Raw genomic sequence first — 12,546 nt, forward strand, 5'->3', positions numbered from 1 at the left:
GGCATGTGTTTTTTAATTAGTAAATAACTCGTCAGTGGACGAATCTGAACCTCAACGAAGAAAACGACGACATTATGCTTCCAGAACTTGGCTTTTTCCTTCTTTTACTCGCAACAGCTAGCGCATTTTTTCTTGCGTTAGTACCTCAATTTGGGTTATTCAAAAAAAATTCGACTTTAATTAATGCCGCTTGGTCGCTTAGTTATATTTTTACCCTTGCGACGACGTTCTCAATTGGTTTGCTTGCTTATTCTTTTGCGGTGGATGATTTCACTCTTGAATATGTAGCGGCACATTCTAATTCTCAATTACCTACATTTTTTAAAGTGGCTGCCACTTGGGGCGGACATGAAGGTTCAATGTTGTTTTGGTTATTTTCATTGAGTTTATGGCTTGCTGCCTTTGCTTTTTTTAATCGAAAAAATGACCGCACTTTTTCCGCTCAATCTTTATCTTTATTGGGATTGATTTGTTTTGGTTTTTCGGTGTTTATTTTATTTTATTCCAATCCATTTGGACGCATTTTCCCTGCACCGGCAGAAGGGCGCGATCTCAATCCAATGTTGCAAGATGTGGGACTTATTTTCCATCCACCGTTGTTATATGTTGGCTATGTGGGCTTTGCTGTGAATTTTGCAATGAGTTTAAGTTCGTTGATTTATAACCAGTCAGCACGACAAATTGCACGCTCAATGCGTGGCTGGGTGTTGGTTTCTTGGTTGTTTTTAACCATTGGCATTGTGCTCGGTGCGTGGTGGGCATATTACGAGCTCGGCTGGGGCGGTTGGTGGTTCTGGGATCCCGTAGAAAATGCGTCTTTAATGCCTTGGTTGCTTGGTTTGGCGTTATTGCACAGTTTAATGGCGACGGAAAAACAAGGTGTATTTAGTTATTGGACCACGCTTTTTTCTCTGCTTGCTTTTGCCTTTAGCGTATTAGGCACGTTTATTGTTCGTTCTGGCGCACTCACTTCTGTGCACGCTTTTGCATTGGATAACACGCGCGGTTATGTGTTGTTATTAATTTTCTTTGTTTTGACAGTGTTAGCCTTTGGATTATTCGCCTTACGAGCGGGAAGTTCATCAGAAAGTGCGGTGAAATTTCAGTTCGTTTCTAAATCTGGCGGCATTTTATTGCTGAATATTTTGCTTACCATTGCCACCGTTTCTACTTTTTTAGGCACCTTTTACCCGATGTTATTCCAAGCAATGAATTGGGGATCAATTTCGGTGGGAAGTCCTTATTTTAATAGTATTTTCTTCCCAATTATTACAGTGATTTTAATCCTAATGGTGATTTCACTCACCATTCGTTGGGTGCAATTTGAGCGCACATTATTGGTACGTTGCGTATGGTTTCTTATTCCGTCTTTAATTCTTGCTGGCCTGATGATTTGGCAACAGCTACGCAATAATTCTGCATTAAATTTCCATGCTTTCGCCTTTGTGTTATTAACTCTTGCGATTTGGCTTTTGTTCATCACTTTATGGCAAAATTGGCGACAAATTCATTTGTCTCAATTTGGTATGATTTTAGCTCATTGTGGCGTGGCGATTGTGACTATTGGTGCGGTGATGAGCGGTTATTTTGGCAGCGAGATTGGCGTGCGTTTAGCACCGCAACAAAGTCAAAAATTGGGGCAATATGAATTTCACTATCGCCAATTTTCTAATGAAATCGGGCCAAACTTTACGGCAGAAGTCGCTTTTTTTGATGTAACTGAAGATGGCAAACCTTATGCAGAAATTATCCCAGAGCGCCGTTATTACGATGTGCGAACAATGACAATGAGTGAAGTGGGGCTTGATGGCGGTTTCTGGGGCGATTTATATATTGTGATGGGCGATTCTCTCGGCAAAGGAGAATTTACTTTCCGCTTACACTATAAACCACTGATTCGTTGGCTTTGGGCTGGCGGTATTTTAATGGCCTTTGGCGCACTTTTTAGCGTTTTCGGATTACGCAGAAAACAGGAAAAATAATGAACAAAAAACTTATCTTTTTTACACCGCTCTTTGTGCTTTTAGGCGTGTGTGTATTATTAATTGCAGGGTTAAATCAAGATCCGAAAAAAATTGCGTCGGCTTTAATTGATAAACCTGTTCCAGAGTTTTATCAGGCTAATTTACATGAGCCATCACAAATCGTAAGCCCGAAAGATTTTCCTAAACAGCCATTTTTATTAAATGTGTGGGGCAGCTGGTGTGGTTATTGCAAGGAAGAACATCCTCTGTTAATTGAGGTTGCAAAAACCTTGCCTATTGTGGGCGTGGATTATCGCGACAACCCTCAAAATGGTATTGAAATGCTCCAGCGAATGGGCAATCCGTTTGTCTTCACCATTGATGATAGCCAGGGTGAATTGGGATTAAAATTGGGCGTAGATGGCGCGCCAGAAACTTATCTTGTGGATGAAAATGGTGTGATTCGTTATCGTCATTCTGGTTTACTGGATAAAGAAACTTGGCAAACGGTATTTTTGCCAAAAATTGAAGCATTGAAGAACAAATGAAAAGCATATTAGATATTTTTATTCGCGGTTTTATTCAGGTTCAAAAAACAGTCTTTTTTGCGACCGCACTTTTATTTGCATTTTCCTTATTCGCCCAAGCGGAAATGGTGGATACCTATCAATTCCAAAATCAAGATGATCGTACTCGCGCCGTAGAGTTGGCAAAATCTTTACGCTGCCCACAATGTCAAAACCAAAATTTGGTGGAATCTAATTCTCCTATTGCTTATGACTTGCGTCTTGAAGTGTACAAAATGGTGGATGAGGGCAAAACCAATCAGCAAATTATCGATCAAATGACGGCTAGATTTGGTGATTTTGTGAATTACAAACCGCCATTCAAATGGAATACGGCGTTGTTATGGCTATTGCCAATCGCTCTTTTAATTTTAGCTGCCGCATTGCTTTATTTCTCAAATAGAAAAAAATCGGCTCTATCTTCAGTCGAGCAGGAATGTGCTTTGGAAAAAGAACAGCGATATTTTTCTGTTGATGCTGAGTCTTATTCGGATCCTAAGCAAAAGGAACAAAAGACAGATTTCTTTGGGGAAAGTAATCACAAACTTTCTTTTGTGGTTTTCTTTTTATTAATTGCTATTCCAACCGTTTATTATTTTTCCCTTGATCGTTTTAGTCGTGTTCAACAAGGCGAGCAATCGATGATTGAGCAACATAATCAAAATGTTGAAATGAATGATGAACACAAAAATGAAAATGTGATTGAGAAGATCCAAAATAAACTGAGAACTGATCCGAATAATGCGGAAACTTGGCTTCAACTTGGGGAAGCCTATGTGCAGAATAATGAATTTGATAGTGCGCTTGTGGCTTATTCTAATGCGGAAAAAATATCAGGCAGTAAACCTAATATTTTAGGCTTGGCAGCCACCGCACTTTATTATCAGGCAGGTCAGCAAGTGACACCAAAAGTCGAGCAACTTTTAAATGAAGCTTTGGCAAAAGATAAAAATGAAGTATCGAGTCTTTCTTTGTTAGCGACGATTGCCTTAGAAAATCGTCAATATCAGCAAGCCGGTGCATATTTACAACAATTATTAGATTCTGGTAATGCGGCAGTGGATCGTCGTTCTGTTATTCAACGAATGAAGATGTTGGATTTTTTACAACGTGGTGAAAAAGGACAAAATCCGTGAGCCAATATTCTGAAAACATTATTATTGGTGCAGGTGCGGCAGGATTATTTTGTGCCGCACAGTTGGCTAAGTTAGGCAAGTCGGTGACAGTTTTGGACAACGGCAAAAAAATCGGACGTAAGATTTTGATGTCGGGCGGTGGGTTTTGTAATTTCACCAATTTAGAGGTTACGCCTGCTCATTATCTTTCGCAAAATCCTCATTTCGTCAAATCGGCACTGGCTCGTTATACCAACTGGGATTTTATTTCTTTAGTGGCGGAGCAGGGGGTTGCTTATCACGAAAAGGAATTGGGGCAATTATTTTGCGATGAGGGCGCAGAACAAATCGTTGAAATGCTGAAATCTGAATGCGATAAATATGGTGCTAAGATTTTATTGCGTAGCGAAGTTTCTCAAGTTGAACGGATTCAAAATGATGAAAAAGTGCGGTTTGTTTTACAGATAAATTCAACCCAATGGCAATGTAAAAATTTGATTGTCGCGACGGGCGGGCTTTCTATGTCAGGGCTTGGCGCAACGCCATTTGGTTATCAAATCGCAGAACAATTTGGTATTCCTGTTATTCCTCCACGAGCGAGTTTGGTACCTTTTACGTATCGAGAAACAGATAAATTTTTAACCGCACTTTCAGGCATTAGCTTGCCAGTAATGATCACAGCACAGTGCGGAAAATCTTTTCACAACCAGCTTTTGTTTACTCACCGTGGTATTTCAGGCCCTGCGGTGTTGCAAATTTCCAATTATTGGCAGCCCACTGAGTCAGTGGAAATCGATTTATTACCGAACCACAATGTGGAGGAGGAAATTAATCAAGCAAAACAACATTCACCAAAACAAATGTTGAAAACCATCTTGGTTCGATTATTGCCGAAAAAATTGGTCGAGCTTTGGATTGAGCAAGGCCTTGTGCAAGATGAAGTTATCGCTAACATCAGCAAAGTGCGGGTAAAAAATCTGGTGGATTTTATTCATCACTGGGAATTTACCCCAAATGGCACGGAAGGCTATCGAACGGCTGAAGTGACAATGGGCGGTGTGGATACTAAAGTAATTTCTTCTAAAACAATGGAAAGCAACCAAGTAAGCGGTTTATATTTTATTGGTGAAGTATTGGATGTGACAGGCTGGCTCGGCGGCTATAATTTCCAATGGGCGTGGAGCTCGGCTTATGCTTGTTCACAAGGAATTAGTGAAAAATAGAAGGGATGTTGAAAATACGTTAGAATTCTTTTAATTAAATCATAAAATAAGGAAGTAAAATATCAAAAATCCTCCTATTACATGCAGACACAGTAGGCTCTTATTTACGTTCACAAGCATTAAAAGAAACTCGTTTAAATTTGCATAAGGTGAAATCTCTTGTGAACAATTAACTGAGATTGAAGATCAAGCAATTACAAAGTTAGTCCAAGCTCAGTTAGATGAGGTATCCAAATCATCTATTTATTGAGCATTTAAAGAAATTGAATGTTATTGTTGGTGATCGTGGCATAGTTAAATACACCATCCCTAGTCCCAATCAATTAATGTATCCTATCCAGTGGAATATGGGCATTTATGCTACACGCGAAGAAATCGCTAAAGAGGTTTGGGGCGAAGATTAATTTGATTTTATGGGTAGATAATAAATGGCTCCTTATGGAGCCATTTTTTAACGCTGAATTAAGTAACGTAATTTTGTTCCATCTTGCTCTACACTTAGCAGTGTATAGCCATGATTTTTAGTATCAATAGGAATGTTGTTGATAGATTGTGCGCAATCGCTTAATAGTTCTAAAATTTCACCTTTTTGTAATTGTGGCATGGTTTCTAACATTACAATAGCGGGGTAAGGGCAGGGTTCGCCTAACGTATCTAATGTATAATCGGGTGAAATGTCTTTTGGATCTTTATCTAATTTTTGAACAATAGTAAATACCATGATTATGCTCCTTTTAGTTAATTACATCCACAGCCAGTTTGTGTGGTTATTTGGGATTTTGCTTTGGCTAAGAAACGACGTTCCCACCAGACTACGGCAATTAAACATAAAATTAATAAACCATAATTCACAAGTAAGCCACCTACGGGCCCGAAAGATTTTAGTAAATTAAGTTTTTCGTAATCAAGTGCTAAAACAGGAGCGATATCATCCCAAACATAGGCGAGATAAGTTGAACCGACTACGTTACCTAAGCCAACCCACATAAAGTGTACTTGACCTTCCATTGAGCGATACATCCAACCTGTTTCACAACCACCAGCGAGTACAATACCAAAGCCGAATAATAAACCGCCAATAATAGCATTGGGGCCAGCCCACATAATTTTAGGCGAGACGCCAAGTTGAATGTAGCTAAATACACCAATTGTGCCCACTAATATTCCAAAAATAATAGCTTTTGCCATATAAGCACGCCCAGTTACCCATAAGTCACGGAAAGCTGAGGTAAAACAAATTTGAGCTCGTTCAATTAATAACCCGAAAGCCAAACCACAAACCATAGCAAAACCAAGTTTAATAGATTGAGTCATTACATAAAGTGAAGCAATAAGATAAGCAAAAAATACAACCATACCAATCCAGAAACGGCGTTGTGCTTGTTTAGGATCTGTTTCTTTTATTTTCGCTGCGCCTTTTTTCAGTTCTAATTTAACGCGAAATATTGGTAATAATGTGACTTTCACACCAGCATAAGTACCTATTGCTGTTGCGATAGTGAAGAACCAAGCGTGTACCGAAAATTGTGGGATACCTGTAAAAAGTGAAGCTAAATTACATCCCATTGCTAAACGTGCACCAAATCCTGCTAATGCACCTCCAATTAAAGCCTGAACAATCCGACGTTTATGTGGTTGGTTGCGCCATTTTACATTATTTGCCCAAAGTGCCGCAGAAATACAACCTGCAAACATGCCTAAGATCATGACACCATCAACACGTGAGAAGATATTACCTTGCATTCCTATGATTTTGTAGTAACTCCATTCAGATACATCAACGCCTAACGCTTGTAATGCATGCCCTCCCCACCGAGTAAATTCCCCTGTAACAGCCCAATAAGTGCCTGTTACCCCAAAGTAATAAGCGGAAAGCAAACCCGCTGCAGTCACTGCAACAATCGGATTCCAGTATTTAATTAAATAATTTTGTTTAAATTGTAGCCAAATCTCTTTCATAAGATAACCTAAATTTATTGAAAAGAAAGATTTGCAAGAAAGGTATAAATAATGAATACAGTGAAAAAAAGAAGTGCCCATTTTCCTATACACAAAACTTGCGATATAAGACAAATGAAATTTGTCAGATAAAATAATAACATTATTTTAACAATAAAGGCAAAACCTTTATAGCTTTGCCTTTATAAATATCATATTTTTCGATTAAAGAATATCTAATAATTCTACTTCAAATACGAGAGTTGAGAATGGCGGAATTGATGCGCCAGCGCCACGTTCACCGTAAGCAAGTTCGTGTGGAATAGTGAGTTTCCATTTAGAACCAACAGGCATCATTTGTAATGCTTCAACCCAACCACGAATTACACCATTTACTGGGAATTCAGCTGGTGTGCCACGAGCCACAGAGCTGTCGAATACGGTGCCATCTGGTAATGTACCTGTGTAGTGTACACGCACTTTATCTGTCGCAGCTGGTTTTGCGCCCTTGCCTTCAGTCATGATTTCGTATTGCAAACCGCTGTCGGTTACGTTTACGCTCGCTTTTTTCGCATTTTCTTCTAAGAATTTTTTGCCTTCTTCTTCAATGGCTTTAAATTGCGCTTGTTGTGCTTCAGTTGCTTGTTGTTGAAGTGCTTGAACAGAATGCATTAAGTCATTGATGTCTAATGCTGGCTGATTATGATTTAATGCGTCAAAAATCCCTTTCGCCACAGCTTCAACGGTGATTTCCATTTGGCTATCGGCTAATTGTTGGCCAATTTGCAAACCAATCCCGTAGCTACCTTTTTCAGAAACGCTTTCTAATTTTACTTGTTCAAAATTCATTTGATGTTTTCCTTTTGTTAAAAATTATTTTTTATATGCCAAGATTTCGCCCATGCGAACAGCTTCATTAACGCTTAGATGATCAGCCAAACGCACTTGATTTGCTTGGAATAAATTAATTACTGTCGAACCAAGTTGGAACCAACCCATTTCTTGACCTTTCAATAATTTGACCGCACTTTCGCCTTCATAAGTCCAAGTTTTCACTTCGTTGTGGCGTGGTGGATTAATTACGCCCGCCCAAGTTGTGCCAATACTTGCAGTGATAGTTGCGCCCACTAAAATTTGTACCATTGTGCCAAATTCAGTATCAAAAACACAAATCACACGTTCATTACGTGCAAATAAATTGGGTACATGTTGGGCTAAAAATGGATTCACAGAGAATAAATCACCCGGCACATAAATCATTTTGCGTAGCGTACCATCGCACGGCATATGTACTCGGTGATAATCACGAGGAGAAAGATAAGTAGTAGCAAATTCACCATTTTTAAAGGTTTCCACTAATTCTTTATCTTCTGCCAGTAAGTCTTCTAGGCTGAAAAAATGCCCCTTAGCTTGTAATAAAAGATTATCGTCAATATGACCGCACTCGCTAATGCGACCGTCTGCGGGTAAACAAAGTGCGGTAGGATTTTGATTAATTGGACGCGCGTTTTCTTTTAACGGACGAATAAAAAATTCATTAAAACTTGCGTAATCAGAAAATTGTTCTTTTTGCGCAATGCTCATATCAATGTTGTATTTTTTTGCAAAAGCTTTAATTACAACATGGGTTAGCACACCCCATTTTTGTTTAGCAAACCAGCCTGCAATTTGAGTTAAATAAATTTGCGGCATGATATATTGAAATGCCACTTTCAAGCGTTGCCAATAAGAATTTGAAGTCATCATTATCTTTCCTTGTTAAAAAAAGAGGCGTGATTATAGCAATTTTTATCAATGTGCCAACTTTTTTGATGATTGGGGGAAATAATCAAGGTAAAAAAATTGGCACACGTTGAAAGCGTGTGCCATTGTGGCGTATTAATTAGAACAAGTATCTTACACCAAGATGAGCTTGCCAATTTTGTTTAAAGTTATGCGTTGAAGAACGTTGTGCCTCGAAATAGAGTTGCGTATTTTTCGCTTTATTCATATAAGAAAGCCCAAAGCCATAAACCCACCAACTTCCTCTATTACTGAATCTCTCAACTGCAACTTCATTAAATGTGTGTTGCATTTCACCTAAAAATTCTCTTTCATACATTAGCTTGATATAAGGATGTAGATTTTTCTCATTGAAATAATCCAGCCCTGCACGAAAACCAATTCTACCAATTAAACTGGTGACTTTTTCTGTTTTAATATCAAGTCCATTCGATGCTTTAAACGCATATCCGCCAGTGGCATGATAGGCTAATTGAGCCTCTGGTTGTAAATAGATTACACGTTTAGCTGTTTCACTTAAGTTAATCCGTTTCCCTGTTTCTGCGGAAAGTATATAAGTAAAAGTGTGTATTGTTGGGGATTTAACCGATTTTTTTGACGGGCTAAGTAAGTCATAACCGCCACCATAGCTTATTGCTTTCGTAAAGAAATCAAAATACCAGTCATTTTTCTTGTTTAACCAAGAAGAATATAAGCCTAATTCTGAGCCATTAAGTTTAATTTTACCTGGATATATTTGTGATTTTGCAGCGGAACTGATATATCCAAATGATAGACTATTATAATTTATCCAATTTCCTCTTTCTTTCACCCAATCATGGCTTATTTTTAAGCCTTGATAACGATTAGTATATTGACCCACTTTAATACTTCGCGAACCACTGTATTCACCATTAATATATTTAACCCAAATATCTTTTTGTTTGATGAGGTCTTTATTAAAATGCACTTCGCCTAAGCGTTGATGTAAACTTTCAGTTAAAGTCAAATTAGATTGATAAATAATATCGCCTAAAATTACCGCACCTTGTGCACCAGTGCTTAACCGCCCTGTTGGATTTAAGTAAAAGTCATCACGAACTACTTCGTTTTCATCTTTACCTTCAATTTTAACAAGTTTAGAATCATCTGGACGCGTCAATGTAAACTCATAGGCTCCTTGATCAGTGGTGCCATTAATTAACTTGAAATGTCCTTTAATATCGTCTTTATTTTTTGTGACATATTCTACGAGCTTTATATATTCATTTCCTTTCGTAGGCGCAGTTCCATCATCTTTATAGATTATTTTATGATCGCCCTCGCTAGATTTACGAACGATTAATTTATCAGCTATACCTTGACCTTTATTCTCACTAGTAAAATCAGCAATCTTTCCATGCATATTGAAAGTACCACCATCACCTTTCAAATTTTCCACGGAGATATTAATATTCCGCTTAGAATTGCCAAAGTTTACGGTAGCACCATCGGAAATATTAAAATTATTAATCTTCGATGTATTCGTCGCATCCCAACGAGATCCGTTGGTCATAGTAAAATTAAATTTAGTATTAGCTTTATCAGGATCTGAACCATCACGGTTTTCATCAAACAGATTTTGTCCATTTGGTTTATCGTTCGGGTCATCTGGATCACCACCATATTGTCGTTTACCAATATGAGCTTCTCCGTGGAAATAGGAGTCTTTGTTTTTTAGATTTAATTCAATTTTACCCCCATTCAGAACGTGAATATCACCGTCGATTTGTACTTTTCCATCGCCTTTAACTTCAACTTTACTGTTTTTACCATCAACATTGAAAGCATCTCCAATAGATTTTTGTTTTCCCTCTTCATCAAGTACAGGTTGCACATCTATTTTCACATCGCTATGAAAGGTAACGCGGTTGTACGAATCGTCCGGCACATCCTCGCTGTTTCCGATTTTTCTCGGCAGATTCCCCACATAAACACCATAGTTTTCGGCGTTCTTATTATCGCCGCGATCCACCTTGATGCTGACCGCGCCGCGAAAATCCATTTCGGTCTGATTGATAACCGTTTTTCTCGGTCCCGACGTGTTGATGATTACGTCCTTATATTGCGTTACCCCGATGCCGCGCCCTCTAGACGTTCCGGATTTGACGTATATGTTCAGATTGGAACCCGCTTCCGACTCGATTTTGGTATGGTTTTTGGTTTCTGTGGATTGTTTGGTTCCATTATTCTTGAATAAATGTATGCCGTTCCCTTGGGTTTTGTCGCTTGTTTTGGTGCCGTCTGTATAAAGATAGTTGTTTCCCTTAAAAGTCAGGGTTGTGTCCGACATACCGAAACCAGAGGCTGTCAAAGTATCGTTTGCGTGAATGGCATTCTTTGAGGAGGTATTTTTGACGGATACGTTTTCCAAAGTAATATTGTTCTTCCCTTCATAGCTTTTGTCTGCCAACAAAATCCCAGCATTAGCAACAGTTGACGAAAGCGTGTATCGACCGCTGTGCACCTGCCCTATAGGTTTTGTCTTTTCGATGGTCCAATGCGCGGGTTCTTTCAACACTTCGCCCCTTGCATCTTTCAACGACGCTTCACCACTTGCATCTTTCAAATCCTTTTCCCCGACAGACGGGTTGCCCTTGACTGTAATGGTATTTTTCGCGCCTTTGTCATAGGCGGCAATAACTAGGGAATTAATCGGCGTGACGGCAGTTTCGCCCGAATAATCGAAAGTATGTTCGTTGGTCTGATTTTTGCCCGCTATCGCCGCCGTATGATTGGGTTTTTCCAAAATCGTACCGGAAGCGGCAATGCTTTTTCCATACCCGCAGCCAGCAGGCAGCCAGAAAGGAGGCAGAGGGCGATTGTTTCATTTTTCATAGTTATTTTTCCCTTTGATTTTCTTACTTGAGATGTATTGATAGGCTATTCATTGATAACCGTTCTCAGTAGGATATTTTTTTGGGGTATTATTTTATGCGCTAAAAAAGGTTTTGTTATTTTAGATCATTTTTATGTTTGCGGTGTATGTTTTTTATCCTATTCCAATCTTAATTGTTTTTTTTGAGCTGTTTGAGGTGTTTTTTTAATCGCGTTAATCGCGTTGCTTCTGGACGTTCCTGTAAATGAAATCGACGTGAACTAAGATGAAAATTATAAAATTGAGTCAAAAGTGCGGTTGCTACAGCGTAAATTTTAGAAAATCCACGATTTCTCTTTGACTATCTTCGAAACAACAGGTAATATTCACGCCCTATGCAAAAGGTAAAACTACCCCTAACCGTTGACCCGGTAAAAGATGCTCAAAGACGGCTTAATTATGTTGGCTATTATGCTGCTAATCAGCTTGAGCGTTTGGCGGAATCAGTGGTAAACGTGCTCAGCGATGCACAGGTAACATTATCGTTTTATGTTGATCCACAAAAATTAGTGGTGATGAAAGGTAAAGTACAGGTTGATGTCGAGCTTGAATGTCAGCGTTGTAATTTGCCTTACAAACAAACATTGGAGTGTGAGTTTATTTATAGTCCAGTGGCTAATTGGGATCAGGCTGATGACTTGCCCGAAATTTATGAACCAATCGAATTTAATGCGTTTGGCGAAATAGATTTAATTGGTACAGTGGAAGACGAACTTATTTTAGCTCTACCGCTTGTCCCAATGCATTCATCTGAACACTGTGAAGTGTCCGCGCAGGAACAGGTTTTTGGCGAATTGCCGGAAGAATTGGCAAAAAAACCGAACCCGTTCGCTGTATTAGCTAATTTAAAGCAAAAGTAAATTAAATTTAGGAGTATAGCCAATGGCTGTTCAACAAAACAAAAAATCTCGTTCACGTCGTGATATGCGTCGTTCACACGATGCTTTAACAACTGCTGCTGTATCAGTAGATAAAGCAAGCGGTGAAACTCACTTACGCCACCACGTAACTGCAGACGGTTACTACCGTGGTCGTAAAGTGATCGATAAGTAATTTTTACTT

At 38.9% G+C, this 12,546-nt stretch carries 12 protein-coding genes; 7 read left to right on the forward strand and 5 right to left on the reverse strand.

Translation table 11 applies throughout. The features are described from left to right. The first annotated feature begins 74 nt into the window (after positions 1–74). The 5 genes from nrfE (at position 75) to DV417_RS09695 (ending at position 5,272) form a co-directional block, all read left to right on the forward strand. The gene (nrfE, locus tag DV417_RS07155) at positions 75–1,982 is read left to right on the forward strand and encodes a heme lyase NrfEFG subunit NrfE (protein ID WP_118879219.1); all 1,908 of its coding nucleotides are present in this window, start codon (positions 75–77) and stop codon (positions 1,980–1,982) included. Further along, on the forward strand, positions 1,982–2,512 hold the full coding sequence (locus DV417_RS07160; RefSeq protein WP_118879220.1) for a DsbE family thiol:disulfide interchange protein: 531 nt from the start codon (positions 1,982–1,984) through the stop codon (positions 2,510–2,512). The genes nrfE and DV417_RS07160 overlap by 1 nt, the downstream gene beginning before the upstream one ends. Then, positions 2,509–3,666 (forward strand): heme lyase NrfEFG subunit NrfF, encoded by a 1,158-nt coding sequence (gene nrfF, locus DV417_RS07165; RefSeq protein ID WP_118879221.1) that lies wholly within the window; start codon positions 2,509–2,511, stop codon positions 3,664–3,666. Before DV417_RS07160 ends, nrfF begins: the two co-directional genes overlap by 4 nt. Further along, positions 3,663–4,868, forward strand: coding sequence for a BaiN/RdsA family NAD(P)/FAD-dependent oxidoreductase (locus tag DV417_RS07170; RefSeq protein WP_118879222.1), 1,206 nt, complete (start codon positions 3,663–3,665; stop codon positions 4,866–4,868). The genes nrfF and DV417_RS07170 overlap by 4 nt, the downstream gene beginning before the upstream one ends. Before the next feature lie 221 nt (positions 4,869–5,089). Further along, positions 5,090–5,272, forward strand: a complete 183-nt coding sequence (locus DV417_RS09695; protein WP_420897221.1) for a hypothetical protein — start codon at positions 5,090–5,092, stop codon at positions 5,270–5,272. A gap of 47 nt (positions 5,273–5,319) precedes the next feature. Here DV417_RS09695 and yedF read toward each other — a convergent pair whose 3' ends face one another. The 5 genes from yedF to DV417_RS07200 form a co-directional block, all read right to left on the reverse strand. Next, positions 5,320–5,589, reverse strand: a complete 270-nt coding sequence (yedF, locus tag DV417_RS07180) for a sulfurtransferase-like selenium metabolism protein YedF (protein WP_065249346.1) — start codon at positions 5,587–5,589, stop codon at positions 5,320–5,322. Positions 5,590–5,606: 17 nt separating this feature from the next. Further along, entirely contained in the window at positions 5,607–6,827 is a 1,221-nt protein-coding gene (gene yedE, locus DV417_RS07185; RefSeq protein ID WP_118788835.1) for a selenium metabolism membrane protein YedE/FdhT, read from the reverse strand. Between the two features lie 204 nt (positions 6,828–7,031). Beyond that, positions 7,032–7,655 (reverse strand): BamJ family beta-barrel-assembly machinery protein, encoded by a 624-nt coding sequence (locus DV417_RS07190; RefSeq protein WP_118795585.1) that lies wholly within the window; start codon positions 7,653–7,655, stop codon positions 7,032–7,034. Positions 7,656–7,679: 24 nt separating this feature from the next. Next, positions 7,680–8,549: an archaetidylserine decarboxylase gene (gene asd / locus DV417_RS07195; RefSeq protein ID WP_192878568.1), complete on the reverse strand. Its 870-nt coding sequence runs from the start codon at positions 8,547–8,549 to the stop codon at positions 7,680–7,682. Positions 8,550–8,688: 139 nt separating this feature from the next. Then, on the reverse strand, positions 8,689–11,355 hold the full coding sequence (locus DV417_RS07200) for an autotransporter outer membrane beta-barrel domain-containing protein (protein WP_118879224.1): 2,667 nt from the start codon (positions 11,353–11,355) through the stop codon (positions 8,689–8,691). Positions 11,356–11,819: 464 nt separating this feature from the next. Here DV417_RS07200 and yceD point away from each other — a divergent pair, with 464 nt between their 5' ends. Further along, complete coding sequence (gene yceD / locus DV417_RS07205) at positions 11,820–12,344, forward strand: 23S rRNA accumulation protein YceD (RefSeq protein WP_118879225.1); 525 nt, start codon at positions 11,820–11,822, stop codon at positions 12,342–12,344. 22 nt (positions 12,345–12,366) lie between these two features. Then, positions 12,367–12,537, forward strand: coding sequence for a 50S ribosomal protein L32 (rpmF, locus tag DV417_RS07210; RefSeq protein ID WP_042593587.1), 171 nt, complete (start codon positions 12,367–12,369; stop codon positions 12,535–12,537). The last annotated feature ends 9 nt before the right edge of the window (positions 12,538–12,546 follow it).

Origin of the sequence: Haemophilus haemolyticus (genome assembly GCF_003490935.1) — a bacterium.
GTDB lineage: Bacteria > Pseudomonadota > Gammaproteobacteria > Enterobacterales > Pasteurellaceae > Haemophilus > Haemophilus haemolyticus_M.